The sequence below is a fragment of the uncultured Desulfovibrio sp. genome, assembly GCF_949282365.1.
Lineage (GTDB): Bacteria > Desulfobacterota > Desulfovibrionia > Desulfovibrionales > Desulfovibrionaceae > Desulfovibrio.
Genome location: NZ_CASDOY010000003.1, coordinates 41,278 through 66,371, shown reverse-complemented (window position 1 = coordinate 66,371; position 25,094 = coordinate 41,278). Strand labels below are relative to the sequence as shown.

Here is a 25,094-nt window from a genome sequence, read left to right as displayed (position 1 = left end):
GGGGAAGGGTCCCTGGTCACGGCCGGGACCCTTCCCCCGTCTGCAACTCCCTGTCCTCGTTGACCAGGGCCAGTTCTCACGATTTTACAATTTATTTCAAATAAATAGGAACTATCGACTACGCATGCCCAATAAAGGATGTCTGCCGCATGCCCCACGCTCACCTGAAAAGCGCGCTGGGAAAGGAGGGCCTTGGGGGAAGGGAAAACCTCTCGCATGAGCAACGACCGGATGGCGGCCCGCAGGGCCGTGCCCGTTGGCCGCGAGGCCTTACGGGCATCGACAGCAACGCAAAGGGCTCCCTTCCCCCTCAAAACAAAACCTAGTCCAGAGCCTAGGGCAGGAGGGTCACTTCGTACATGCCGTCCACCAGCAGGTACTTGCGGGCCACTTCGCGCAGCTGCTCCGGCGTCACCTGCGCGACCTTCTCCAGCAGCAGCTTCTGGAAGTCCTGGGGCTGGCCCAGCAGGCGTTCGCCGGCGGCTTCATCGGCCCGGGAGCCCAGGCTCTGGCGGCCGCGGTAGTAGCTGCCCTCCAGACGGTTCATGCCCTTGGCCAGCAGGTCGGCGGGCAGGAGATCGGTCTTGATCTGCTTGATGATGCCGCTGAAGCCCTTGCGGGCCACGTCCAGCCTGTCGGCCGTGGTGCCGATGTAGAAAGCCAGGAAACCGGCCTTGGGCAGGCTGCGGTAAAAAGCCGTCACCGTATAGCCCAGGCCCTGCTGGTCACGCAGGCTGTTGAACAGCAGGCCGCTCTGGCCGGAAAGCACGGATTCCAGCAACATGAGCGCCGGCGCGTCGGGATGGTCCAGGGGCACGCCGGGGAAGGCCAGCAGCAGATGGGCCTGCTGACGACCGGGCAGGGAGAGGGGCAGGCGCTTGTCCTTGCCCCAGCGCGGCTGGGGCACGTCCAGAGCGGCCGCCGAGGGCACGGGCAGGCTGCGGGCAAAGGCCAGCACCTTTTCCCGGTCGAAGTCCCCGGCCACGGACAGTATCCAGGGCTGGGCGTTCTGGCGCTGCCAGAAGTCCAGCACGTGCTTGCGGCCGAAGCGCTCCTGATTCTCCACCGTGCCCAGGCCATCGAAACCGTAGGGCTGTCCGCCGGGGAAGAGGAAGCCGTTGATCTTGGAGCCCATGTAGCTCATGGGATTGTCCTGGCGGCGCAGCAGGGCGGCCTTGAGGGTGTCGGCCTGACGGCGCACGTCCTTTTCCGTGAAGCCGGGCTTGTGCAGCAGATCGTCCAGCAGGGCGAAGTAATCGGCGTTGAAGCGCGCCGGGCCGGTCAGCGAGACCGAGAAGCTCTGCACGCCTGCCGAGGCCGTCAGGGAAGCGGCCCGTTCGGCCACAAAGCGTTCCATGGCATCCAGATCGCGCTCGCCGCAGCCGTCGGTCAGGGTCGCGGCCGTGAGCTGGGCCAGGCCCTGATCGGCGGGCTTGAGCAGCGCATTGCCGCCCGGGCGCAGGATCTCCAGCGAAACATAGGGGATGGTACGGTCCGGCTGCAGGATCACGGTGCGGCCCTGGCCCAGCTCGATAATCTCGCGCTGGCCCACCTTTTCCGCAGCGGCGGCGGCCTTCTGCTGCTCCCCGGCAGGGGCGGGCCAGTTGCGCTGCAGGATGGCTTCCAGATCGGGCAGCTGGGCCTTTTCAGGCGCCAGCACGCGCACGCGCACCTGTCCGGGGCGCAGCCAGAGGTCCTGGGCCTGGCGCAGACGCGCGCTGTCCACGGCCGCCAGGGCATGGCGCACATTGGCCTCGCCCTGCGCACCGCCCAGCTCGAACTGCACCGTGGCCTGCCACGAGGTCAGCCCGTCCAGGGTCTCGCGGGCGCGGTCCATGCCGTCCTCATAGTTGAAGCGGGCGCGCTCGATGACGTCGGGCGTGATCTTGCCCGCATCCAGCGCGGCCAGATCGCGGGTGAACTCCTGCCAGAAAGGCTCCACCTTGTCCGCGTCCAGCTGTGCGACCACATAGAACAGGCCGGCGCGCTTGAGGCTCATGTTGCCCACGCTGATGCTGTCCACCAGCTGCTTTTCGTAACGGTACTTGCGGTAGAACTGCGATGTTCCGTCGCCGCCCAGCGCGTAGGCCAGCACGTCCAGATCGATGGAGCGCTGGTCGCCCAGGGCGGGCGCAGGCAGGGCTACGCCCAGATAGACCTTGTTCCACGGGCCGCGCGTCACCTCGACCCGGGGCCCGCCCGCAGCGTCTTCCAGCTGCACGGGCGCGGGTGCGGGCAGGACGGCATCGTTCTTCAGGTCGCCGAACAGCTCCTCGGCATGGGCCAGCACGGCCCCGGGTTCGATGTCCCCGGCCACCAGCAGCATCATGTTCTGGGGCTGGTACCAGGTGCGGATATAGGCGCGCAGATCATCGGCCGTCACGGCGCGGATGGTCTTTTCGAAGCCGATGATGGGCCGCCCGTAGACCGTATGCGCCAGGGCGGCCACCTGGAGGTCCTCGAACAGGCGGCGGGACGGCGTGTCATCGCCGCCCTTGAGCTCGGAAACGATGACCTCCTTTTCCGATTCCAGCTCGGCAGGGTCCAGAGCGGGATGGAAGGCCATGTCCTTGACCACGTCCATGCCCATCTTCCAGTGCCTGGCGGGCATGTCGGTGATGTACCACGTCTTGTCGAAACTGGTGGCCGCGTTGAGGTAGCCGCCCAGGGATTCCACGTCCCGGGCCACCTGGCCCTTGGGGCGCTTCTCCGTGCCCTTGAAGACCATATGCTCCAGCACATGGCTGATACCCGCCTGTTCAGCGGTCTCGTTGGCGGAGCCCGTGCCCACATAGAGGCGCGTGCAGACCAGCGGGAAGCGGCTGTCCCGGATGATGTAGACCGTCAGGCCGTTCTTGAGGCGGACAAGCATGCTTTCGTTACCGGAAGTTGAAGGATTGGCCGGACCTGTCTGCGCCGCCGCGGCAGCGAGCTGCGGCAGGAGCAGGACAGCCAGCAGAAGGGTGAGCAATGCATGGCGATGCAAACGCTGCATGAGTACTCCTTATGAAGGGTTGGGGGTGCCTGCGGCCCCTCCGAAGACACCCGGGAACTGCATGAGCCGGTCCCCCTGCCTGACGGCAGCCCGGCTCCGCATCCTCCGTTGTGCACAGTAATGTCAGAATGCCCGCCTGACAAGGGCGGCGGCCGCATCCGCGCCAAAAGGCGACGACTCACGATGCGGGGGATGCATGCGGCGTGGCGTCCGCATCCGTGCCGGAAGGCACGCACAGGCCGCTCTCCCGCCGGAGCGCGGCCACCAGGAACGTCCGCCGCCCTTGTGGGGCAAAGCCCTTTTCCCGGTGGGAGCCTGCGACGAAAAGAGGGGGCGCTCCCCTGCGGGAACGTCCCCTCCGCTGTGTGCGTCGCTTCGCCTGGGCTAGCCGCCCAGATAGGCTTCCTTGACCTTGGGGTCCTCCAGCAGTTCCTGGCCGGTGCCTTCCAGCACCACCCGGCCCACTTCGAGGATATAGGCGTAATGGGCCACGGAAAGGGCCGCAAAGGCGTTCTGCTCCACCAGGAGCACGGTCATGCCGTCCTCATTGATGCGGCGGATGATGTTGAAGATCTCCCGGACCAGCAGCGGGGCCAGGCCCAGCGAGGGCTCGTCGAGCATGATCATGTCCGGGCGGCTCATGAGCGCGCGGCCCACGGCCAGCATCTGCTGCTCGCCGCCGGAAAGCGTGCCGCCCTTCTGCCAGTGGCGTTCCTTCAGGCGGGGAAAGAGGGTGTAGACGCGCTCGATGTCCTCGTTGATGCCGTCCTTGTCGGTACGGGAGTAGGCCCCCAGGCGCAGATTCTCCACCACGGTCAGATGCGGCAGGATGCGGCGGCCTTCCGGTGAAAGCGAGATGCCGCGCCGTACCATCTCCTCGGGCTTGAGGCCGATGAGGGAGACGGGCTGGTCCCCTTCCCTGCGGGTCAGCGTGATCTCGCCGCTGATGTTCTTGTTCAGGCCGGCGATGGAGCGGATGATGCTGCTCTTGCCCGCGCCGTTGGCGCCCACCAGGGTGACGATGCTGCCGCGCCTGATGTCCAGGCTGACTCCCTGCACGGCCTCGATGCCGCCGTAACGAACGTAAAGATCCCTGATTTTCAGCATACTACACCACGTCCTCACCCAGATAGGCCCGGATGACCTCGGGATTGCTGCGGATGGCGTCCGGGTCGCCGTGCGCGATGAGCGCGCCGTATTCCATCACCCAGATATACTGGCACACGCCCATGACCACCTTCATGTCATGCTCGATGAGCAGGATGGTCAGGTCGAAGTGGTCGCGGATGGCCTGGATGAAATGCATGAGCTCGATGCTCTCCTGCGGGTTCATGCCCGCGGCGGGCTCGTCCAGCAAAAGCAGGCGCGGTTCCGTGGCCAGGGCGCGGGCGATCTCCAGGCGGCGCTGCGCCCCGTAGGGCAGGCTGCCCGCTTTTTCGTCCATGTACTCGGCCAGATGCAGATGTTCCACCAGGTCGCGGGCCTTGTCCGTGATGGCCTGTTCTTCCCTGTAATACACGGGCAGGCCCAGCGGGGCCATCCACCAGGGGCAGCGGCGGCGCACATGGCAGCCCACCATCACGTTCTCCAGCACGCTCATGTGCGGCGAAAGGCGGATGTTCTGGAAGGTACGGGCCATGCCCATGCGGCAGATCTCGAAGGGCTTGCGGCCGCGGATGCTCTTGCCCGCGAAGCGCACGTCGCCTTCCTGCGGCGTGTAGAAGCCGCTCAGCACGTTGAACACGGTGGTCTTGCCCGCGCCGTTGGGCCCGATGACGCCCACGATGCTGCCCTCTTCCACCGTCAGGGAAAGGTCGCTGACGGCCGTCACGCCGCCGAAGCGCATGGTCACGTTTTCAGCCGTCAGGATGGGCTGGACATTGCTTGCAGCACTCATGCCTTGCGCCTCCCCAGCGAAAAGATGGTTTTCCAGGTGATCTCACGGGTGCCCATGATGCCCTCGCGCCGGAACAGGATGATGGCCAGCAGGATGAGCGAGAAGACCACCATGCGCATGCCGGGGATGCCGGGGATCTCGAACAGGCCGAAGTCCATGGGTTCCTCGATGGCGCGCAGCCATTCCAGCAGGATGGTGACGATGGTGGCGCCCAGCAGGCTGCCGGTCAGCGAGCCCAGGCCGCCGGCCACCACGAACATCAGCACGTTGAAGGTCAGCAGGAAGTTGAACATCTTGGGGTCGATGGTGGACAGGTGGCTGGCCAGCAGCGCCCCGCCCACTCCCGCGAAGAAGGCCCCCACGCAGAAGGAGAGCACCTTGTAGCGGAAGACGTTGATGCCCATGACGCCCGCGGCGATCTCGTTGTCGCGTATGCAGCGCAGGACGTTGCCGAAATTGCTGAACACGAGCCGCGCCAGCACCACCAGGGTGATGACCGTCCAGACATAGCAGGTCAGCAGGGTGGCCTCGCCGGGGATGCCCTTGATGCCGAGGGAGCCGTTGGTGATGGATGTGGCATTGACGATGACCACGCGGATGATCTCGGCGAAGCCTAGGGTGGCGATGCCCAGATAGTCATCCCCCAGCCGCAGCACGGGAACGGCGATGATGAAGGCGAAGATCATGGCCACCACACCGCCGGCGATGACCGCCACCCAGAAGGGCGTATGCAGCACCGAGAAGGGCCAGATGATGGGATCCAGGATCCACATGATCTCTTTCTGGTCCGGCAGCAGGGTACACAGGGCCCCCACATAGGCGCCGATGGCCATGAAACCGGCATGGCCCAGGGAGAACAGGCCCGTGAAGCCGTAGATCAGGTTGAGCGACAGGGCCAGGATGGCGTTGATGAAGATCAGCTTGAGGATGTAGATCTGGTAGTCGCCCATATAGACCTCGGCCTGGGTGAGCGCCAGACCGAAGATGACGATGAGCGCGATATTGAGCAGGGTCGTTTGATTGAAGCGCATTAGATCTTCTCCTCCATGCGCTCGCCCAGCAGACCCGTGGGCTTGAACACAAGCACCAGCACCAGCAGGATGAAGGCGAAGGCATCACGGAAGCCCGAAAGCTCCGGCATGAAGGCCACGGTCATGATTTCCACAAAGCCCAGGGCCACGCCGCCGATGACGGCGCCGGGGATGGAACCGATACCGCCGAACACGGCCGCGATGAAGGCCTTGAGGCCGGGCATGATGCCCATGTAGGGATGCACCTGCGGGTAGCGCAGGGCCCACATGATGCCCGAGGCCGCGGCCAGGGCCGAACCGATGAAGAAGGTGAAGGCGATGATGTTGTCCACCCGCACCCCCAAAAGGCGCGTGGTCTCGATATCCTTGGAGATGGCGCGCATGGCCAGGCCGGGCTTGGTGTGGTGCACGATGTAGAGCAAAAGCGCCACCAGCACGATGGTCATGACCGGCACGAAGGCCGTCAGCTTGAGGATGCGCACATCCCCGAACTGCCAGACCGAGAGCAGCCAGTCAGGCTGCAGCACGGGCCGGGGCTGGCCGGTGAAGACCACCACGGCCAGGCTCTCGATGAAGAAGGAGACGGCGATGGCGCTGATGAGCGCCGAAATGCGGGGGGCGTCGCGCAGGGGCCGGTAGGCCACGCGCTCCACCACCACCCCCAGCACGCTGGCGCCGAGGATGGCGATGATGGCGGCCACACCCCAGGGCCAGCCATAGGCGAAGGTGCCGAAAAAGACGAAGTAAGCCCCGACCATCAGGATGTCGCCGTGGGCAAAGTTGATCAGGCGCAGAATGCCGTAGACCATGGTATAGCCAATGGCGATCAGCGCGTAGAGCGAGCCTAGCGTCAAGGCGTTGAAACAGTGCTGCAAAAACATGTCAAGGGTCATGGGGCCACCTGGAACTAAGCGTTATCCCGCCCCCCCCCGGGGCGCGAAGACGGAACGGCGGGGCGCCATGGCCCCGCCGCACTACAACGGATCTCCCTTACTTGGGAGTGACTTCGGTCAGATAGACGCGCTTGCCGTCCTTGTACTCGATGATGCCCACGGGCATTTCGGCATCATGGGTAGCGTTGATGGTCAGGGTGCCCAGCGGGGTCACCAGATCCTTGGTGGCGGCCAGGGCCTTGGTGATGGCCGCGGGATCGGCGGACTTGGCGCGCTGGATGGCGTCCACGATCAGGAACAGGCAGTTGTAGCCCAGGGCGCCGTTCACGTTGGTTTCCTTTTCAGGATAGGCGGTGTTCCAGGCTTCGGTGAACTTCTTGGCCTCGGCGCTCATGTTGGGCATCTTGGCGTCATAGGGGAAGGTGGTGTGCAGGAAACCTTCCGCGGCCTTGCCGGCCAGCTTCACGGTGTCGGGGTTGTCCATGGCGTCCGCGCCCATCAGGCGGAAGGTGGCGCCCAGTTCGCGGGCCTGCTTCATGATGATGGCGCCTTCAGCGAAATAGGCGGGCATGAAGACGATCTCGGGCTTCTTGGCGATCAGTTCGGTCAGCTGGGCGGTGAAATCCTGGTCGCCGGAGCTGTACTTGAGGTTGGCCACCACTTCGCCGCCCAGCTTCTTGAAGGAGCGGGTGAAGAAGCTGGACAGGCCCACGGCGTAGTCGTTGGTCATGTCCATGAGCACGGCGGCCTTGCGCAGGCCCAGGTTCTCATAGGCATAGGTGGCGGCGGCAGCGCCCTGATAGGGGTCGATGAAGCAGGCGCGGAAGTAATACTTCTTGCCCTGGGTCACCAGCGGGCTGGTGCAGGAGGTGCCCACGCCGGGCACCTTGGCCTTTTCGGCCACTTCGGCGCCGGCCATGGCCAGGGAGGAACCGTAGGTGCCGATCAGGGCCACGACCTTGTCGCGTTCCACCAGACGTTTCACGGCATTGGCGGCTTCCACCTTGTCGGACTTGTTGTCCACCACAACCAGTTCAATGGGACGGCCCAGCACTTCAGGCATTTCCTTCAGGGCCAGCTGCACGCCTTCCAGCTCCAGCTGGCCGCCAAAGGCATTCTGGCCGGTCAGGGGCAGGTACACACCGATCTTGATGGGTTCGGCGGCCAGGGACTGGCCGGCCAGCCCCAGGGTCAGCGCCATCAGGGCCAAGCCAAAGATTTTGCCCAGTTTCATAAATCATCTCCCAGGTCTTGGAGGGTGAAAGATCCTGCCCCGGCGATACGTTTGCGGGGCTACCCCTGTCGAGATACACCAAATCCGCCCATTGCGCAAATCAACGGACGAATTTGGTGACAAAGCCACAGCCTGACAGCGCTGCGGCAGGTATCCGTGCAAAATGATTAACATGCAGTTGAAAAAAGTTATCCTCTTTCAGCGCAAGCGCCAAGGTATTTTTTCCCTCTTTCGCAGTCCGGCCGATTTGACATTTCAACTCATTAAAATAAAATGATTTTTATATGGCGCCCTCCATCGTTTTCGATGCGGGAGGCCGCCCTGCGCCACCCGGCCTGCCCGCCCGGATGCTCCCCAGGGCCGGCGTGAGCGTATTGACGAAGCTGCGGGAAGAAAGGAATAACCTTGTTTTCGGCATCTGCCCGCCACAGTCCCCCGCCCTTCCCGGGCCGCAAGTCCCAAGGAGACCATGTGATGCTTCCCGACAGCAAGAACCGCCAGCGTGCCCGCAGCATCGCCCGCGTCCTCAATGACGACGCCAGCCTCATCAACATCAAGACCTTCGCCATCGCGGCCCGCTACATGAGCTTCAAGGCGGCGGCCCGCCATCTGGGCCTGACCTCCGGCGCCGTCAGCCATCGCATCGCCCGACTGGAAAAGGAACTGGGCTTCCCCCTGTTCAACCGGCTGACCCGGGCCGTTTCCCTGACCCCCGAAGGCGAACGCCTGCGCGACGTCTACCTCAACGCCTTCCAGAAAGTCTATGAGGAGATCGCCCAGCTGCTGCAGGACGATTTCAGCTCCCTGACCATCTATGCCGCGCCCAGTCTGGCCCTGGCCTGGCTCATCCCCCAGCTCGGGGACTTCCAGCAGCGCTACCCCTCCATGCAGCTGCATGTGCGCACCGGCAACGCGCCCATCGACTTCCACAGCGATTCCGCGGTGGACGTGGCCCTCTATTATGCCGAGAGCCACCTCAGCGGCCTGACCTCGCGCAAGTTCATGGACGAAGCCACCCTGCCCGTCTGCTCGCCCGGCTACGCCAAAAAGCACGACCTGATGGGCCATCCCGAAAACCTGCCCGCCTGCACCCTGCTGCACGATTCCGCCGCCTGGCACTATGCCGCCACCACGGCCGAATGGCAGGAATGGGCCGACAGGAACCGGGTGGACATCTCCAACTGCCTGAACTTCATCACCTTCGACCACACCTATGGCGCCTCCGTGGCCGCCAGCCACGGGCTGGGCGTGGCCCTGGGCCGCTGCAGCCTCATCGCGCCCCTGCTGGCGGAAAAAAAGCTGGTCACGCCCTTCCCCGACCTGCCGCCCACCACCGCCTACCGCGCCTACTACGCCGCCTGGCCCCGCCATACCAGCCCCTCGCCCAAGCTCCAGGGCTTTCTGGACTGGCTGGACGAAAAAGGCAGCCGGAGCAACGCAGCCCTGGCCCGGATGATGCACGCCTAGCGGGCAGACATTTTCGGGCGAGGGGGAAAAGGAGACCTTTTTGGAAAAAGGTCCTCCTTTCCCCCTCGCGCTCCCCCCTTTCCTGCCAAAAACTTTTATCGGGCAACAAAAAAGGACGCCGGAACGTCCTTTTTTGTTGCCATCATCATGGCGTGCAAGAAGGGAAGCAGGCGCTTTCCCCCGACCGTGGCCCCTTGCGGAAGGAAAGATGCCCGGGGAACGGGGCCCGGAAGGACAAAAGCGGCGTCGGCAGCGGGCGAGGCTGGCCGCAGGAGCGGGACGGCACACTGCGGGGCACCACAGCAGCGGCAGACAGGGTCTCAAGAGCCCTCCCCGCCACGTTGCGGCAAGCCCGTGACAGGGATCTTCCCGCCCGTGCGCCTAGGCCTGCCAGCGGGCCATATAGCGGGCCAGGAGGCGCAGCGAGGGCCGGGAGAAGCGGTCGAAATCCGCCGTCAGCTCCAGGCCGGGGACCAGGGCCCGCACCACGGGCAATCCCAGATCCCGGCGGCTGATATCCACATAGAGCGGCGTGCGGCCCTGGGCGCGCAGGACCTCCTCCAGCAGACGGCAGGAGGCCTCGGCCGACGGCAGGCTGTAGTCGGGCAGCTCCTCCAGCCAGCGCACCGGCAGACCGCCCAGGGCGGGACCGGTGGGCTCGCCGTAGGGATAGGGCCAGGGCACTTCGGTCAGGGCGGCCAGCGCGGCGCGGCTGCCGCACAGACCGGCACCCGTGGCCTGCGCCACCTCGCCGCGACGGCTCATGACGAAGCAGCGGTACACGGGCACGCCCAGCTCGGTGGTGATGTCCTGGAACTGGACCTGGATGCCGCGGGCCGCGTAATCGTCCAGCAGGGCCTGCAGGCGCTCGTCACGGCTCCTGAGCACGAAGCAGCCTTCGCGGCCGAAGGGCGTGGTGGCTTCGGCATCGCGCTCCACGATCTCCGTGAGCGCCGCCAGCCTGGCCTCGGCCACGGTATTGCCGGAGGCCAGGCCCGTGGAACCGCCGGCCAGGAACAGGGACGGCTCATCCAGATTGCAGAACAGGAAGACCGCCTGGGCGGGCACCAGCACGCTTTTATCGTCCGGGTCCCGCGCCTCCAGCCAGTACAGGGGCACGTCCGGCTCAAGCGGGGCTTCCAGCGGCAGGGCGGACAGGGGCAGGAACTCCCTGCCCCGGGCACGCAGCGCGGCGCAGGAGGCATGGAGCAGCGGCATGGGCCGACGGCGCTCCGTCACCTCGCAGGCTTGCCCCCCGCCGCGGGCCACGCTCACATAGCTGCTGGCCCGTTCCACGATCTCCATGGCATAGGATGCCCGCGTAGCGGCCAGCGAAAGACCGCGCCCGTAGGCTGTGGCCTCGCCGTGCAGGCTGTGGCGCATGCGGCCGCATTCCACAGTCAGCTCCACCTTCCAGGCCCGCAGCAGGGCGATGGGCGAAAGCGAGGCCTGATGGCGCATTTCCTGCCCGGCCAGGATATCGTTCTCCAGCAGGGCGTTCACCGCCTGTTCGAACGTCTCCTGCGCCGGGCGGCGCTCCACGCGGGGCAGCTCCTGCGCCCGCATCCGGGCATGCTCCCGGGCCAGCAGACCGGAGCGCGCTCGCAGCTCCTCCCGGCAGGCCGCCAGCGCCTCCCGGGCGTAAGGCAGGGGCAGTTCCAGCTCGTCCCAGTGCGGCAGCATGTGATGGCGGGCGATATTGTCGGCAAAACGGGCGCTCCAGGCCTGCATGAGCTCAAAATCCTCCCGGCAGGCGGCCCGCAGATAGATCAGGGACGAGGCCTGCGCCAGACGCTGCCGGGCATCGGCAGGGAAAGCGTCGCAGCACGGGGCCAGCTCCGGCACCAGCAGCGCGCATTCCAGCAGCAGCGCGGCCAGGGCCGGGCGGGGGAAACTGTCCGTCCCGGCCTCATAGGCTTCCCCGGCCAGCGCCTTGAGCTCATCCAGCGGCCTGCAGCCCAGCTGACGCAGGCAGTGCTGGCGCAGGAAGTCATCGAAGGGCGTGGCCTCCAGACGTTCCAGCGCCTGGGGCAAGGTCAGGTCTGCCGGAGGCCGGCAGGAAAAATACCCGGTCGTGGCCTGGGTCGTCTCGTGGGTATAGGCATAGACGATGCTTTCGGGAAGGCTGGGCATGGTTGGGGAAGACCTCGTGGCAAAAAAAGGATGGGAACGATGCTCCGGCAAGGGCAGGTCGGCAACGACGCCTGGGAGCCTGCCTCCCGTCCGCCGGAAGTACGGGCGTTGCGGCCAGGGACCGCCATGAGCAGGGATCGCCGGCGACAGCGGAACCCTTTCCGACCGCTGCCCCTGCACCGGACGGCAGCCGCGCCACACGCCTGGACGTGGAGCGGACCACGCCGACAGCCGCAGGACCGTCATCACCGTGACCGCGCAGGTGCGGAAAGGGCTCCGCCCCGCGGGCGGGACATGCCGTGCCGCGGGCCCATGCGCCCCCCGGGACGGGATGCCGCAGCAGGCAGGGACGGGCGGACGTGCGCAGCTATGCGGCTCCGGGCCGCATGACAGCAACGCACGGCAGGCATCATAAGGCGGCCGCCCCGGCGCCACGTCGTGACACGGGACCGGCGCACCATAACAGAAAAGGGGTGGGCCAACAATGACCCACCCCTTGAGGTTCCGTGATACGGAGTGCGGATTAACGCTTCGAGTACTGGTAACGGGCGCGGGCAGCGCGCAGGCCGTACTTTTTGCGTTCCTTCTTGCGCGCGTCGCGGGTCAGGAAGCCGGCCTTCTTCAGGATGGGACGAAGGGCGGGATCCACCAGCAGCAGAGCGCGGGAAATGCCGTGACGCACGGCTTCGGCCTGACCGGCCACGCCACCGCCGGCCACGTTGACGCGCACGTCCAGCTTTTCAGCCAGCTTGGACAGCACGAGGGGCTGACGGATGATCATCTGCAGGGTCTTGCGGGGGAAGTAATCCTCAAAGGCGCGACCGTTCACCGTGATGTTGCCGGAGCCGGCGTAGACGCGGGTGCGGGCAGTGGCGGTCTTGCGGCGGCCGGTGCCGTATTCGAATTTGTCGCTCATGACGTGCGCTCCTTAGTAAGGCAGGGTCAGCGGCTGCGGGTTCTGAGCCGTATGCGGGTGTTCGGGACCCGCGTAGATCTTGAGCTTCTTCAGCATGGCGCGGCCCAGACGGTTCTTGGGCAGCATGCCACGCACAGCGGCCATGAGCACACGCTCGGGCTTGGAAGCCAGCATATCGCCCAGGGAGGTGGTCTTCAGACCGCCCACCCAGCCGGAGTGGCGATAGTAGTTCTTGTGGGCCATCTTGGTGCCGGTCACCTTGATCTTTTCACAGTTGACCACGACGATAAAGTCGCCGTTGTCCATGTGACGGGCGAATTCGGGCTTATGCTTGCCGCGCAGGCGGTGGGCGATCTGGCTGGCCAGACGACCCAGCACCTGATCCTGGGCGTCAACCACGAACCATTCGTGATTGATGTCTTTCGGGGTGGGGCTGAACGTCTTCATCGGGATGAACTCCTCATCTACTTATCTCAGTAGCCATCAAGCGGCGGAAAATCCGTCTGCGACGTGCCGCCTAACGGGTGACGACAGTATCGCTCACAAAGAAAGCGCTCTTTATCGCAAAGCGCGCAACTTGTCAAGCATTCACGACGGAATGCCAAATTTGGGCCGTGTTCCAGACGGCTGCCGGTTGGTTTATACCAGAATGCCCCGGCTGTCATCCTTTTTTTGCCCAAAATCGCTGCCAGCCTGGAACATCCTCCACGCATGCCCGGTGAAGGATGCCCCCGTGCTCGCCTGAAAAGCGCGCCGGGGAAAGGATGGAGGGCTTGGGGGCGGGGAAAACCTCCCGCGCACGCAGCGCCCCAAAGGACGGCCCGCAGGGCCGGGAAGCTACGGGCATCGACAGCAACGCGCGACCGGATGGCGGCCCGCAGGGCCGTGCCCGTTGCGACGAAGGAAGCTACGGGCATCGACAGCAACGCAAGGGCCTTCCCCCTCAAAACAAAACGTCATGGGTCCCGGGCCTAGTGCGCCGTGCCCCAGTCGCGGCCGGTGCCCCAGTCCACCAGCAGGGGCACGGAAAGCTCCCGGCCCGCCGGGCGCACGTCCTGCATCAGGCGGGCCACCAGCGCACCGGCTTCGGCGGCGGCAGCGGCGGGCACTTCCAGCAGCAGCTCGTCGTGTACCTGCAGGAGCAGGCGGGCATCCAGCTCGCGCAGCCGCGCGTCGCGGTCCACGGCCAGCATGGCCAGCTTGATGATGTCCGCTGCCGAGCCCTGGATCACGGTATTGATGGCCTGACGCCGGGCCAGGGCCGCGGCCTGGCCGTTGGCGGAATTGATGTCCGGCAGCAGGCGGCGGCGGCCGCCCAGGGTGGTCACGTGGCCGTGCTGGCGGGCCGAGGCCTCCACGCCCTCATAAAAGGCTTTCAGGCCCTGCAGGCGCTCGAAGTAACGGCTGATGAACTCCCGCGCCTGGGCGGTGCCGATCTTGAGTTCCTGGGCCAGTTTCTGCGCGCCCATGCCGTAGATGAGGCCGAAGTTGATGGTCTTGGCGTTGCGGCGCTGGTCCGGGCTCACCTGATCGGGCGGCAGATCGTAGATCAGGGCCGCCGTGCGGGCGTGGATGTCCTCGCCGTTGCGGAAGGCCTCCAGCAGGGCCGGATCCTGCGAGACGTGGGCCAGCACGCGCAGCTCCACCTGCGAATAGTCGGCCGAGACCAGCAGACGGCCCGGCCCGGCGATGAAGCAGGAGCGCATGCGCTTGCCCAGCGGCCCGCGCACGGGGATGTTCTGCAGGTTGGGATTGCTGGAGGAGAGCCGCCCCGTGGCCGTGGCCTTCTGGTTGAAGGTGGTGTGGATGCGGCCCTGCGGATCCACCAGGCGCGGCAGAGGATCGAGATAGGTGGAGCGCATCTTCTCCAGCTTGCGGTAGTGCAGGATGCTGTCCACCACCGGATGCTGCCCGGCCAGTTTCTCCAGGGTCTGCTGGCTGGTGGAGGCCTGGCCGCCCCGGGTCTTGCGCGGCGCGGGCAGGCCCAGAGCGTTGAACAGCACGTCGCCCAGCTGCTGGGCCGAACGGATGTTGAACTGCGTGCCCGCCAGCTCGTAGACCCGGGCCGTGAGCCGGTCCAGTTCGCCCTGCACGTCATCAAGGAAGGCCCGGAAGGCCGCGGCGTCGATGGCCACCCCGCTCTGTTCCATGGCGGCCAGTACCGGCAGCAGGGGCATCTCCAGCCGCCGGAACAGCTCCAGCAGGCCGTCCTTTTCCATGCGCTGCTCGAACAGGCGCGCCATGGCCAGGCCCAGCAGGGCCGGGCCGGGAGCTTCGACGCCCCTGCCCTCCAGCTCGTGGCGCAGCACGGCTCCCCAGCGGGCGGCCAGACGGGGCCAGCCGTAATCGTTCTCCTCGGGGTTCAGCAGATAGGCGGCCAGCCCCAGGTCGAGGCAGTCCGCCGCGCGTCCGGCCAGGGACCGCCAGCAGGCCGCGGAGGCCAGCAGGCCCTTGAGATCGGCGGTCACCAGGGTGCGCGTGGGAGCCAGCCAGCGGGCCAGTTCCTCCGAGGAACCGGTCCACTGCCATTCGCCGAGGATCTTCCCGCCGGCGTCCTCCACGGCCAGATAGGGCGCTTCCCGGTCCGCATGGGGCCAGATCAGGGCCACGCGCGCGTCGCGGCAATCCGGGAGACCGGCCGTGGAATCCAGCACGGGCGCGCTGTCCTGCGGCGGCTCGTCCAGCAGGCTCATCTGGCTGGTGGCGTGCCCGCCGCGCGCGGGTCGCGGGGCAGCCTGCCCCGCCGCTTGCGGCCTGTCCGCTGCCGCCGTCCCTGCGGTGCGCAGGCTGCCGGCATCCAGGAACTCCTCGGGCAGATCGGCCTCCGCGGCCTGCAGACGGTCCAGAGCGGCCAGCTCGCGCCGCAGGGCGAAGAGCTCGAACTCCTCGGTGAGCATGGCGCAGGCGGCGGCGTCCAGCGGCCGCACGCGCAGGTCCTCCAGCGTGAGCCCGGGGCAGACCGCGCGGCTCAGGGTGGTGAGCTGCCGCCAGATGAACATGTTGTCCAGATGCGCCTGCAACTTGGCCTGCAGCTTGGGCGGCAGCAGGGCGAAATGGTCCCGGATGTCCTCAAGGCTGGGGCAGATGGCGAAGATCTGGCGCGCCGTCTTTGGCCCGATGCCCGGCACGCCGGGGATGTTGTCGCTGGTATCGCCGATGAGGGCCTGCACGTCGGGCCACTGGTCGGGCGCCACACCGCTTTCTTCCCTGAAATCGGCCTCGGTCACGAGCTTTTCCTCTTTCGAGGCCGGGTCCCACATATAGACATTGGCCCCCAGGCATTGCTTGAGGTCCTTGTCGCCGCTGACGATGATCACGGGATGTTCCGCCGCGAAGCGCGCCGCCAGCGAGGCGATGCAGTCGTCGGCCTCGCAGCCCTGCGAGACTTCCAGCCGCAGGCCCAGGGCACGCACCATGCGCTGGATGGGGTCCAGCTGGCGCACCAGGTCTTCGGGCGTGGCCTCGCGGTTGGCTTTGTAGAGGGGGAAGATCTCGTGCCGGAAGTTGGGCCCCTTGCCGTCCTGGACGAAGGCGAAATAGCGGGGACGTTCCTCACGCAGGATGCGCAGCAGCACCCGGCTGACCACCACCAGCGAATTGGTGGGGAAGCCGTCGGAACGCTGCATGTTCCTGTTGGCAAAAAAACCGCGATAGATGAAGGCCGAGCCGTCCATGAGGAAGACGGGCTCTGCGGCAAGGCCGAGGCGTTGTTTCAGCGACATGGTGATCCGGGGTTGAATGTACGTCGAAAACGGGGAAAAGCGGACAGGGGCGGCATCCCCTCCTTGCGAAGCTTTTCTCCTGCGCGTATAGTATAGAGATGGAAACAAGTCCGCAAGTAAGCCTGAACCGGAACGGGGAGCGCCTGGAAGTCAGCGTCTCCGGCAGCTGGGCCATCAACACGCCCTGGCCGCCGCAGTGCGCCGAGGCCCTGCGTCTGGCGCAGGACGGCCGGATACGGCAGCTGCACCTCGCCGCCGCCCGTCTGGAACACTGGGACAGCAGCCTGCTGGTCTTCCTCGTGCAGCTGCACAAGGCCGCCCGCGCCACCCGGGCCGGGATCAGCCAGGACCTGCCCGAAGGCCTGACCCGGCTGCTGCAGCTGGCCTTCGCCATCCCGGCCCAGGCCGGGGCCGCCCGCAGCGGCCGCCGGCAGGGGCTCCTTGCCCGCGTGGGCGGGGCCGTCATGGAGCTGCCGCCCCGTTGCGCGGACTTCCTGGATTTTCTGGGCGATGTCGTGCTGGCCATCTGGCGCCTCATCCTGGGGCGGGCGGGCATGCGCATGCAGGACTTCGTGGAAGCCATGTACGAATGCGGCGTGCGCGCCCTGCCCATCATCTCCATCACCAGCCTGCTCTTCGGCCTGATCCTGGCCTTCGTGGGCGCGGTGCAGCTGACCCAGTTCGGCGCGCAGATCTATGTGGCCGGGCTGGTGGGCATCGGCATGCTGCGCGTCATGGGCGCGGTCATGGTGGGCGTGGTCATGTCCGGGCGCGTGGGCGCGGCCTACGCGGCCATGATCGGCACCATGCAGGTCAACGAGGAAGTGGACGCCCTGACCACCCTGGGCGTCTCGCCCGTGGATTTCCTGGTGCTGCCGCGCATGCTAGCCCTGATGTTCATGGTGCCCCTGCTCACGGTCTACGCCGACCTGATGGGCATCCTGGGCGGCTATGTGGTGGGCGTCACCATGCTGGGCCTCAGCTCCGCCGAATACCTCAACGCCACCATGCAGATGGTCTCCTTCGTCCACGGCCTCATCGGCATCGCCTACGGCACGGTCTTCGGCATCATCATCGCCCTGGCGGGCTGCTATCAGGGCATCCGCTGCGGCCGCAGCGCCCAGGCCGTGGGTCTGGCCACCACCACGGCCGTGGTGCAGTCCATCGTGGGCATCATCATCGCCACGGCCGTCATCACCGTCATCTGCAACGTCCTGGGCATCTGACATGAGCACTCCCCGCCTGCGCGTCCGCGACCTGACCCTGGGCTACGGCTCCTTCGTCCTCATGCGTGACGTGAACTTCGATGTGGCCGCCGACGACGTCTTTTTGATCATGGGCGGTTCCGGCTGCGGCAAGAGTTCGCTCCTGCGTACGCTCATGGGCCTCAAGGAGCCCCAGGCCGGGCAGGTCCTCTACGGGGATACGGACCTCTGGACCTGCAGCGAACGCGAACGCCGCCGCATCCTGCGCCGTACGGGCGTGCTCTTCCAGGGCGGCGCTTTGTGGAGCTCCATGACCCTGGCGGAAAACGTGGGCCTGCCCCTGCAGCAGTACACGGATCTGGAGGACGAGGAGATCCGCGAGCAGGCCTCGCTCAAGCTGGCCCTGGCGGGGCTGGCCGGTTTTGAAGACTATTATCCTTCGGAGATCAGCGGCGGCATGCGCAAGCGGGCCGGTCTGGCCCGGGCGCTGGCCCTGGATCCCGAGATCCTTTTCCTGGACGAGCCCTCCGCCGGCCTGGACCCGGTGAGCGCCCGCATGCTGGACGACCTCATCCTGGAGCTGCGCGACACGCTGGGCACCACCTTCGTCATCGTCTCCCACGAGCTGGCCAGCATCTTCGCCATCGCCAGCAACGGCATCTATCTCGACGTACGGACCCGGCGCGTCACCGCCCAGGGCAATCCCTCCGAACTGGTGCGCGACCCGCACACCGAGCTGCAGGCCCTGCGCTTCCTGACGCGCGGCGAAGCGGGCGGCAGCGCGCAACAGGGCTGAACCCACAGGACATGCTATGGCAAAACAATCTTTCAAGACCGCGGTAGGCGCCTTCGTGATCGGGGGCCTGGCGCTGCTGGTGGCGGGCATCGTCCTGCTGGGCGGCGGCCGCATGTTCCGCGATGATGTCGAATACGTCCTCTACTTCGACGGCTCGGTGAGCGGCCTGAGCATCGGCGCGCCGGTGGTCTTCCGCGGCGTGCCCATGGGGCAGGTCACGCGCATCAGCCTGGAAGCCAATCCGCGTGACGCCAGCATCACCATCCCGGTCTCCATCCGTCTGGATGAAAACAGCATCGTCCGGGCCGGGACCCCGGGCGACATGACGGAGAACTTCCGGCAGGAGATCCTGCGCCGCCTGGTCCAGCGCGGCCTGCGCGCCCGCCTGCAGCTCCAGAGCCTCATCACCGGCCAGTACCGGGTGGAGCTGGACTTTTTGCCCAACACGCCGGCCAACTTCCGTTCGCCCACGCCGGACAGGGAGATCCCCACCCTGCCCTCGCCCATCGATACCCTGCAGCGCACCGTGGCCAGCCTGCCCCTTGAGGAGATGGCCCACACCACGGCGGGCATCCTGCAAAAGCTCAACGCCGCTCTGGCCAACGACGCCCTGGAACGGGGCCTCACGGCCTTTGCCGCCACCTTCGAGGAAGCGCAGCAGCTGCTGGCCGGGATGCAGGATTCCCGGGAGAACCTGGCCCAGGCCCTGCACAAGCTGAACGTGGCGGCCACCTCGGCCCAGCAGGACCTGCCCCAGGCCCTGCAGAGCACGCGGGACGCCATGAACAACGTCTCGTCCGTGTCCCTGGCCACCAAGGCCCTGGTGGAACGCAACGCCCCCGTCACCCAGGAGCTGCGCCGCCTGCTGCAGGAAAGCACTGCCGCCTTCCGCGCCATGCGGGCCTTCCTGGAAGTGCTGGAACGCAATCCCGAAGCCCTGCTCCGCGGCAAACAAGGAAGTCGCCGATGAACAGCCTCCGTCCCCTCTCCCCGCTTTTGATCCTGCTGGCCCTGCTGCTGACCGCCTGCGGCCGCAGCGCGCCCACCCATTTCTATGTACTGGACAGCGGCCAGCCCCCCCTGGCGGCCGACAGCCTGCCCGCCACCAGCCTGAGCATCGCGCCGGTGAGCGTGCCCGACTATCTGGACCGCAGCGGTCTGGTGCGGCGCAGCGAGGGCCGTTCCCGGCTCCAGGTCTCGGAACTGGACATCTGGGCCGAGCCCCTGGGACAGGGGAGCCGGCGCGTGCTGGGCGAAGTGCTGGCGGCACGCCTGCTGCCCCGGGGCGTCAACGTGATCTTTGCCGGCGACCAGACGGGCGACTTTGAGCTGACCGTGGCCCTGGAACGCCTGGACGGCGACACGCCCGGCCGGGTCCGCCTGCAGGCCCGCTGGCAGCTGCGCCGGGGCGACAGCCTGCTGGGGCGCGGTCTCTACGCCGCCGACGAGGACGCCGGGAACACCACGGCCAGTCTTGTGGACGCCCAGAGCCGCCTGCTGCAGGGGCTGGGCGACCATCTGGCCGGCCTGCTGCTGCCCCGGCTCCAGACTGGTCGCCAGGGCCCCGCCATTTCCGGCATCTGACCGGCACCGCCCGCGAAAGGGCCCCTGACGAGGCCCCACCGCCTGGCGTAACTGACTGGCAGGGCCGGGAACGCACAGGAAAACAGCTCCCGACAGCACTTCGCTGGACGAAAACGGGAGTCCCGAGCCTCCCTTTCTTCCATGCAAAAAGGGCCTTCCCCGATACGGGAAAGGCCCTTTGCTTCGTCATATATGGCGGGGACGGCTCAGCCCTGCCTGATCATGACCTTGGCCGGGCGCAGCAGGCGCTCGCCCAGCTTGTAGCCGCTTTGCAGCACACGGGCCACGGCGCCGGCTTCCACGTCGGCCTCGGTATCGAAACCCACGGCCTCGTGCAGCTCGGGCGTGAAGGCTTCGCCGGCCTCGCCCACGGGCGTCAGGCCGTGCCGGGCCACGGCTTCCAGCAGCAGCTTGCGCGTCATGGCCACGCCCTGGAGCATGTCCTTGCAGGCTTCGTCCTTGCTGCCGTACTGCAGGGCCAGGTCCAGATTGTCCAGGGTGGGCAGGAGGTCGTGCATGACCTTTTCCGCCGCATAGCGGATCTGTTCCTCGTGCTCGCGTTTCAGGCGCTTCTTGAAATTGTCCATCTCCGCGGCCGCGCGCAGGCGCGCGTCGTCGGCATCGCGCTTTTCGGTGCAGTTCGGGCACACATGTTCGCGGCACAGGCCTTCCAGGTTTTCCGGCACGGCCTGCCCGGCTTCCGCGGCCTGTCCGGCCTCTTCCCCGGTACAGGTATCTTCCTGCGCTTCCATGTCCTGTGTGTCCTTCATATGCATATCGTTCTTGTCGTGACGATCCATGGTTCCTCCCAGAAATGCACCGGCGTCGTTGGGCCGGCCAGTATTGAGTAAATACGCCCCGGCATGCTGTCAAGGGGCCGACACCTGCGGGAAGCCCCTTCCACGGAAGTCTCGACATTGGCGCGCGCCTTCGCTATACTGCCCCGATGCGCAATCCCGCGCGTCTACGCGCCGTTCGGTGCGTTCTTTCCTTGAGGGATATTCCATGATTTGCCGAATCTTGCATCTCCAGTCCGAGCAGGAATGGATCAAAGCCTCGCAATGGCTCGACGCCCGTTTCAACCCCGGTGACAGCGTCGAGGGCAATGTGCGCGAGATCCTCGCCAATGTCCGTGACAAAGGCGACGAAGCCCTGATCGACTATACCCGCCGTTTCGACTGCCCCGATTTCGCCGCCCCCCTGCGCGTCAGCGAGCAGGACATCGCCTGGGCCGCCGCCTCCATCTCCCCCGAGCATCGCGAACAAATCAGCGAAGCCGCCCACAACATCCGCACCTTCCATCAGGAACAGCTGGAAAAATCCTGGTTCCAGACCCGCCCCGACGGCAGCATCCTGGGCCAGCGCGTGCTGCCTGTGGACAGGGTGGGCCTCTATGTGCCCGGCGGGCAGGGCGGCAATACGCCCCTGCTCTCCAGCATGCTCATGAACGCCATCCCCGCCCTGGTGGCCGGTGTGCCGCGCGTGGCCGTGTGTACCCCGCCGCGCAAGGACGGCAGCATCAACCCGCACATCCTGGCCGCGGCCCATCTGCTGGATATCGACGAGATCTACCGCGTGGGCGGCGCCTGGGCCATCGGCGCCCTGGCCTACGGGACCGAAAGCATCGACCCCGTGGACGTCATCGCCGGCCCCGGCAACATCTATGTGGCCACGGCCAAGCGCCTGGTGCAGGGCACGGTGGGCATCGACATGGTGGCCGGTCCCAGCGAGGTGCTGGTGGTGGCCGACAGCTCCGCCCGTCCCCACTGGCTGGCTGCGGACATGCTTTCCCAGGCCGAGCACGACGTGCTGGCTTCCGCCATCCTGCTGACCGACGACATCACCCTGGCCGAACAGGTGCAGCAAGAGCTGGAAAAGCAGTGCTCCCAGCTGCCCAGGGCCCAGATCGCGGGCAAGTCCCTCATGGACTGGGGCGCCATCGTGGTGGTGCCCAACCTCATGACCGCCGTGGCCATCGCCAACCGCGTGGCTCCCGAACATCTGGAACTGTGCGTGCGCGATCCCTGGGGCCTGATGCCCCACATCCGCCATGCCGGGGCCATCTTCATGGGCCAGCACAGCCCCGAGCCCGTGGGCGACTACTTCGCGGGCCCCAACCATGTGCTGCCCACCCTGCGGACGGCGCGCTTCTCCTCGGCGCTCTCCGTCCAGAACTTCTGCAAGAAGACCAGCATCGTGGCCACCTCCTCGGCCTTTTTGCTGGAAAACGCGCCTGCCATCGCCTCCCTGGCCCGTCTGGAAGGCCTGGAGGCCCACGCCCGTTCCGTGGAGATCCGCAGCAAGCGCTAGTGTGAGAACAAGGTAAGATCAAGACAATGCGCATCACCACCAAGACAGAGATCAGCGCCTACCCGCTGCTGTCCCGCGGCAAGGTCCGCGATATCTATGACGTCGATGAACAGACCCTGCTCATCGTCACCACCGACCGCATGTCGGCCTTCGATGTCATCATGGACAAACCCATCCCCTACAAGGGCGTGATCCTGAACCAGATCACCCTGTTCTGGATGGACAAGTTCAGGGACATCATCCCCAACCATCTGGTGGAGAGCGACGTGGCCCGCTTCCCCGCCGCGCTCGATCCCTGGAAGGACGAGCTGGAAGGCCGTGCGGTCCTGGTCCGCAAGGCCAAGCCCCTGCCTGTGGAATGCATCGTGCGCGGCTACCTGTCCGGCTCCGGCTGGAAGGATTACCAGAAGACCGGCTCCCTCTGCGGCTATCCCCTGCCTGCGGGCCTGCGGGAATCCGACAGGCTGGAGACCCCGCTCTTCACGCCTTCCACCAAGGCCGCCCTGGGCCAGCACGACCAGAACATCACCCCCGACGAGGCCGCCCGCCTGCTGGGCGACGACGTGGCCCGCAAGGTCCGGGACACCACCCTGGCCATCTACGAGGCCGGTCGCCGCTATGCCGCGGGCCGCGGCATCATCGTGGCCGACACCAAGTTCGAATTCGGTTTCGTGGACGGGGAGCTGCGCCTCATCGACGAAGTGCTGACCCCCGATTCCTCCCGCTTCTGGCCCGCCGACCAGTATGAAGCCGGCCGGAGCCAGCCCAGCTTCGACAAACAGTACCTGCGCGACTGGCTCACCTCCCAGCCCTGGGACATGCAGCCGCCCGCGCCCGCCCTGCCCGCCGAGATCGTGGATGCCACGGCCCGCCGCTATCGCGAGGCCTACCACATCCTGACCGGCCGGGAGTTCACCGCCTAATCTGTTTTACCGGCCGCCTGCGCGGCTCCTGGAGGATACTACATGCTGCTTAACGGGAAAAAAGCCCTGATCCTGGGCCTGGCCAACAACAAGAGCATCGCTTACGGCATCGCCAACGCTTTCAAGGAACAGGGCGCCCGCCTTGCCTTCAACTATGTGGGCGACGCCATCAAAAAACGTGTGGAGCCCCTGAGTGAAGAACTGGGCGGCGAGTTCATCTTCCAGTGTGACGTCACCGACGACGCCCAGATCCAGGCCGCCGCGGATCTGGTCAAGGAAAAATGGGGCGAGGTGGACATCCTGGTCCATTCCGTGGCCTTTGCCAATCGCGAGGACCTGAGCGGCCGCTTCCTGGATACGTCCCGCGCCGGTTTCCATCTGGCCCTGGACATCTCCGCCTATTCCCTCACCGGCGTCTGCCGCGCTTTCGAGCCGCTGCTGCATGACGGATCCTCGGTGCTGACCATGACCTACCACGGCTCCACCAAGGTCATCCCCGGCTACAACATCATGGGCGTGGCCAAGGCCGCCCTGGAAGCCTCGGTGCGCTACCTGGCCTACGACATGGGCGAAAAGGGCGTGCGCGTCAACGCCCTGAGCGCCGGTCCCATCAAGACCCTGGCCGCCTCCGCCGTCTCCGGCCTGAAAAACATCTTCACCCGCGTGGAAGAGCACGCCCCCCTGCGCCGCAACGTGACCACCGCCGATGTGGGCGGCGCGGCCGTGTTCCTGGCCTCCGAGCTCTCCCACGGCGTGACCGGCGAAGTCATCTACGTGGACAGCGGCTTCAGCCAGCTGGGCATCTAGCGGCCCGCTGTCCGGGCCTTCCCGCCCGGCGAGCTGTCCCGCAGGCGGTCCGGCGGCGTTGGGGTCATTGCCCCGCGCCGGCGGGCCGCCGGACAACGACGGGCTCCGGGCTCCTGCCCGGCCAGCCTTTCAGGAGACCACATGGACGACATCTTCATGCTCAACCTGGCCGGTATCGTGGCCTTCGCCCTGGCCGTGCTGGGCTTCTTTTACATGCTCGGCAAAAGAAGGCGCGAAGAAGACGACAAGGACGGCAAAAAGGACTAGCGCATGCTGCAAGGCCTGCTCGTCCTCCTGATCCTTGCGCTGGCCTTTGCCCTGTACAAGGGGCGGGCCGGTACGCCCTTTCGCCATCACGCCCCGTGAGTGGGCAGCTGCGACCGTCTCCGGAGGAAGATGGAAGAAGGGCAACATACCGACAATCATCTGGATTTACAGGATAAAAACAAAGAACAAAAATAAAATCCCGCCGACGGCAACTTTTTGCTTGCCAAAGCAGGACTATCTGCCTATAAAAAGCAGGTCTTCACGACACGGAGAGGTGTCCGAGTTGGTCGAAGGAGCACGATTGGAAATCGTGTGTACGTTAAAAGCGTACCAAGAGTTCGAATCTCTTCCTCTCCGCCACGAGAAAGCAACCCGCTGAGGAATCAGCGGGTTTTTTCGTTCAGGCAGGCAACGTCACAGTCTCCCGTTGCCGGGCGGCTGTCTCCGCCCCCTGTCCCTGCACCGCGCGGCGCCGCTGCTGCTGTCTTCGGCCCGCTCGCGGCCAGCGTCTGGAAATGCTCCGGCCAACGGGGCACGGACGACGGGGCACGGGCGGCCAGCGGGCACGGTTGCCTTGTGGCGCCAACGCGTCTCCCCCGGAGCGGTCCCCGTCTAATGCGGTCAGGCCATGTCCGTCCGCGCCGCCTGCGTGCGCGCGGGCCCGGCGACCTCTTTCGGGACGGGCACAGCATCCTGGCCCGGGCGGCGGGCATGCCCCAGGACGGACAGCGGACGGGCGCGGACCTGGGGCCCGCAAGCGACTGCCGCACTCCCCAGACGTGACTCAGGACGGGGACGGGCCTGCGGGGACCTCTCCGCTGTGCCGCATCCCCTGCCCCGCAGCCGCACGAAGCCCGTCCGGCGCGCGACGGTGGCAGGAGAAGGCGCCGTGGCGCCCGGCCCGGCACCTGTCC

At 66.3% G+C, this 25,094-nt stretch carries 20 protein-coding genes and 1 tRNA gene; 10 read left to right on the top strand and 11 right to left on the bottom strand.

Annotated elements, in window-relative coordinates:
* Nucleotides 1–334: 334 nt before the first annotated feature.
* From Q1X76_RS01860 to Q1X76_RS01835, 6 genes are all read right to left on the bottom strand, one after another.
* Complete coding sequence (locus tag Q1X76_RS01860) at nt 335–2,995, bottom strand: pitrilysin family protein (RefSeq protein WP_300717679.1); 2,661 nt, start codon at nt 2,993–2,995, stop codon at nt 335–337.
* A 384-nt stretch (nt 2,996–3,379) separates the two neighbouring features.
* Nucleotides 3,380–4,102 (bottom strand): ABC transporter ATP-binding protein, encoded by a 723-nt coding sequence (locus Q1X76_RS01855; protein ID WP_300717677.1) that lies wholly within the window; start codon nt 4,100–4,102, stop codon nt 3,380–3,382.
* 1 nt (nt 4,103) lies between these two features.
* Nucleotides 4,104–4,892, bottom strand: a complete 789-nt coding sequence (locus tag Q1X76_RS01850; RefSeq protein WP_300717676.1) for an ABC transporter ATP-binding protein — start codon at nt 4,890–4,892, stop codon at nt 4,104–4,106.
* Complete coding sequence (locus tag Q1X76_RS01845) at nt 4,889–5,923, bottom strand: branched-chain amino acid ABC transporter permease (RefSeq protein WP_300717674.1); 1,035 nt, start codon at nt 5,921–5,923, stop codon at nt 4,889–4,891. The genes Q1X76_RS01850 and Q1X76_RS01845 overlap by 4 nt, the downstream gene beginning before the upstream one ends.
* The gene (locus tag Q1X76_RS01840) at nt 5,923–6,816 is read right to left on the bottom strand and encodes a branched-chain amino acid ABC transporter permease (RefSeq protein ID WP_006004323.1); all 894 of its coding nucleotides are present in this window, start codon (nt 6,814–6,816) and stop codon (nt 5,923–5,925) included. Before Q1X76_RS01840 ends, Q1X76_RS01845 begins: the two co-directional genes overlap by 1 nt.
* 97 nt (nt 6,817–6,913) lie before the next feature.
* Nucleotides 6,914–8,050: an ABC transporter substrate-binding protein gene (locus tag Q1X76_RS01835; protein ID WP_300717673.1), complete on the bottom strand. Its 1,137-nt coding sequence runs from the start codon at nt 8,048–8,050 to the stop codon at nt 6,914–6,916.
* A gap of 474 nt (nt 8,051–8,524) precedes the next feature.
* Here Q1X76_RS01835 and Q1X76_RS01830 point away from each other — a divergent pair, with 474 nt between their 5' ends.
* Complete coding sequence (locus Q1X76_RS01830; RefSeq protein WP_300717819.1) at nt 8,525–9,517, top strand: LysR substrate-binding domain-containing protein; 993 nt, start codon at nt 8,525–8,527, stop codon at nt 9,515–9,517.
* A gap of 381 nt (nt 9,518–9,898) precedes the next feature.
* Here Q1X76_RS01830 and Q1X76_RS01825 read toward each other — a convergent pair whose 3' ends face one another.
* From Q1X76_RS01825 to polA, 4 genes are all read right to left on the bottom strand, one after another.
* A complete protein-coding gene (locus tag Q1X76_RS01825; RefSeq protein WP_300717672.1) occupies nt 9,899–11,650 on the bottom strand; it encodes a YcaO-like family protein in 1,752 nt (583 codons plus the stop codon).
* A gap of 523 nt (nt 11,651–12,173) precedes the next feature.
* Nucleotides 12,174–12,566 (bottom strand): 30S ribosomal protein S9, encoded by a 393-nt coding sequence (rpsI, locus tag Q1X76_RS01820; protein ID WP_006004313.1) that lies wholly within the window; start codon nt 12,564–12,566, stop codon nt 12,174–12,176.
* 12 nt (nt 12,567–12,578) lie between these two features.
* On the bottom strand, nt 12,579–13,013 hold the full coding sequence (rplM, locus tag Q1X76_RS01815; RefSeq protein WP_072331677.1) for a 50S ribosomal protein L13: 435 nt from the start codon (nt 13,011–13,013) through the stop codon (nt 12,579–12,581).
* A 524-nt stretch (nt 13,014–13,537) separates the two neighbouring features.
* Complete coding sequence (gene polA / locus Q1X76_RS01810) at nt 13,538–16,288, bottom strand: DNA polymerase I (protein WP_300717670.1); 2,751 nt, start codon at nt 16,286–16,288, stop codon at nt 13,538–13,540.
* A gap of 98 nt (nt 16,289–16,386) precedes the next feature.
* Between polA and Q1X76_RS01805 the strand changes: the two genes are divergently transcribed.
* From Q1X76_RS01805 to Q1X76_RS01790, 4 genes are read left to right on the top strand one after another with little or no spacing between them, the layout of a single operon-like run.
* On the top strand, nt 16,387–17,514 hold the full coding sequence (locus Q1X76_RS01805) for an ABC transporter permease (RefSeq protein ID WP_300717668.1): 1,128 nt from the start codon (nt 16,387–16,389) through the stop codon (nt 17,512–17,514).
* A 1-nt stretch (nt 17,515) separates the two neighbouring features.
* Nucleotides 17,516–18,289: an ATP-binding cassette domain-containing protein gene (locus Q1X76_RS01800; RefSeq protein ID WP_300717667.1), complete on the top strand. Its 774-nt coding sequence runs from the start codon at nt 17,516–17,518 to the stop codon at nt 18,287–18,289.
* A 16-nt stretch (nt 18,290–18,305) separates the two neighbouring features.
* Nucleotides 18,306–19,259, top strand: a complete 954-nt coding sequence (locus tag Q1X76_RS01795) for an MlaD family protein (protein ID WP_300717665.1) — start codon at nt 18,306–18,308, stop codon at nt 19,257–19,259.
* Complete coding sequence (locus Q1X76_RS01790; protein ID WP_300717663.1) at nt 19,256–19,873, top strand: PqiC family protein; 618 nt, start codon at nt 19,256–19,258, stop codon at nt 19,871–19,873. The genes Q1X76_RS01795 and Q1X76_RS01790 overlap by 4 nt, the downstream gene beginning before the upstream one ends.
* A gap of 206 nt (nt 19,874–20,079) precedes the next feature.
* On the opposite strand, the gene Q1X76_RS01785 is transcribed toward Q1X76_RS01790, so the two are convergent.
* Nucleotides 20,080–20,625, bottom strand: a complete 546-nt coding sequence (locus Q1X76_RS01785) for a nucleotide exchange factor GrpE (protein ID WP_300717817.1) — start codon at nt 20,623–20,625, stop codon at nt 20,080–20,082.
* A 253-nt stretch (nt 20,626–20,878) separates the two neighbouring features.
* Between Q1X76_RS01785 and hisD the strand changes: the two genes are divergently transcribed.
* The 5 genes from hisD (at nt 20,879) to Q1X76_RS01760 (ending at nt 24,540) form a co-directional block, all read left to right on the top strand.
* Nucleotides 20,879–22,183 (top strand): histidinol dehydrogenase, encoded by a 1,305-nt coding sequence (hisD, locus tag Q1X76_RS01780; protein ID WP_300717661.1) that lies wholly within the window; start codon nt 20,879–20,881, stop codon nt 22,181–22,183.
* Between the two features lie 26 nt (nt 22,184–22,209).
* Complete coding sequence (locus Q1X76_RS01775) at nt 22,210–23,106, top strand: phosphoribosylaminoimidazolesuccinocarboxamide synthase (RefSeq protein ID WP_300717660.1); 897 nt, start codon at nt 22,210–22,212, stop codon at nt 23,104–23,106.
* 42 nt (nt 23,107–23,148) lie between these two features.
* Nucleotides 23,149–23,913 (top strand): enoyl-ACP reductase, encoded by a 765-nt coding sequence (locus Q1X76_RS01770; RefSeq protein WP_300717658.1) that lies wholly within the window; start codon nt 23,149–23,151, stop codon nt 23,911–23,913.
* A 141-nt stretch (nt 23,914–24,054) separates the two neighbouring features.
* A complete protein-coding gene (locus Q1X76_RS01765; RefSeq protein ID WP_300717657.1) occupies nt 24,055–24,180 on the top strand; it encodes a hypothetical protein in 126 nt (41 codons plus the stop codon).
* Between the two features lie 268 nt (nt 24,181–24,448).
* Nucleotides 24,449–24,540 (top strand) — tRNA-Ser (locus tag Q1X76_RS01760).
* Nucleotides 24,541–25,094: the final 554 nt, after the last annotated feature.

What these genes read in the sequence shown, in the direction of transcription:
- Q1X76_RS01790 (WP_300717663.1), top strand. Translation starts at nt 19,256, where the DNA reads ATGAACAGCCTCCGTCCCCTCTCCCCGCTTTTGATCCTGCTGGCCCTG.
- Q1X76_RS01835 (WP_300717673.1), bottom strand. Translation starts at nt 8,050, where the DNA reads ATGAAACTGGGCAAAATCTTTGGCTTGGCCCTGATGGCGCTGACCCTG.
- Q1X76_RS01770 (WP_300717658.1), top strand. Translation starts at nt 23,149, where the DNA reads ATGCTGCTTAACGGGAAAAAAGCCCTGATCCTGGGCCTGGCCAACAAC.
- Q1X76_RS01825 (WP_300717672.1), bottom strand. Translation starts at nt 11,650, where the DNA reads ATGCCCAGCCTTCCCGAAAGCATCGTCTATGCCTATACCCACGAGACG.
- rpsI (WP_006004313.1), bottom strand. Translation starts at nt 12,566, where the DNA reads ATGAGCGACAAATTCGAATACGGCACCGGCCGCCGCAAGACCGCCACT.
- Q1X76_RS01795 (WP_300717665.1), top strand. Translation starts at nt 18,306, where the DNA reads ATGGCAAAACAATCTTTCAAGACCGCGGTAGGCGCCTTCGTGATCGGG.
- polA (WP_300717670.1), bottom strand. Translation starts at nt 16,288, where the DNA reads ATGTCGCTGAAACAACGCCTCGGCCTTGCCGCAGAGCCCGTCTTCCTC.
- Q1X76_RS01805 (WP_300717668.1), top strand. Translation starts at nt 16,387, where the DNA reads ATGGAAACAAGTCCGCAAGTAAGCCTGAACCGGAACGGGGAGCGCCTG.
- Q1X76_RS01830 (WP_300717819.1), top strand. Translation starts at nt 8,525, where the DNA reads ATGCTTCCCGACAGCAAGAACCGCCAGCGTGCCCGCAGCATCGCCCGC.
- Q1X76_RS01860 (WP_300717679.1), bottom strand. Translation starts at nt 2,995, where the DNA reads ATGCAGCGTTTGCATCGCCATGCATTGCTCACCCTTCTGCTGGCTGTC.
- Q1X76_RS01775 (WP_300717660.1), top strand. Translation starts at nt 22,210, where the DNA reads ATGCGCATCACCACCAAGACAGAGATCAGCGCCTACCCGCTGCTGTCC.
- Q1X76_RS01765 (WP_300717657.1), top strand. Translation starts at nt 24,055, where the DNA reads ATGGACGACATCTTCATGCTCAACCTGGCCGGTATCGTGGCCTTCGCC.
- Q1X76_RS01850 (WP_300717676.1), bottom strand. Translation starts at nt 4,892, where the DNA reads ATGAGTGCTGCAAGCAATGTCCAGCCCATCCTGACGGCTGAAAACGTG.
- Q1X76_RS01840 (WP_006004323.1), bottom strand. Translation starts at nt 6,816, where the DNA reads ATGACCCTTGACATGTTTTTGCAGCACTGTTTCAACGCCTTGACGCTA.
- Q1X76_RS01845 (WP_300717674.1), bottom strand. Translation starts at nt 5,923, where the DNA reads ATGCGCTTCAATCAAACGACCCTGCTCAATATCGCGCTCATCGTCATC.
- Q1X76_RS01855 (WP_300717677.1), bottom strand. Translation starts at nt 4,102, where the DNA reads ATGCTGAAAATCAGGGATCTTTACGTTCGTTACGGCGGCATCGAGGCC.
- Q1X76_RS01785 (WP_300717817.1), bottom strand. Translation starts at nt 20,625, where the DNA reads ATGGAAGCGCAGGAAGATACCTGTACCGGGGAAGAGGCCGGACAGGCC.
- rplM (WP_072331677.1), bottom strand. Translation starts at nt 13,013, where the DNA reads ATGAAGACGTTCAGCCCCACCCCGAAAGACATCAATCACGAATGGTTC.
- hisD (WP_300717661.1), top strand. Translation starts at nt 20,879, where the DNA reads ATGATTTGCCGAATCTTGCATCTCCAGTCCGAGCAGGAATGGATCAAA.
- Q1X76_RS01800 (WP_300717667.1), top strand. Translation starts at nt 17,516, where the DNA reads ATGAGCACTCCCCGCCTGCGCGTCCGCGACCTGACCCTGGGCTACGGC.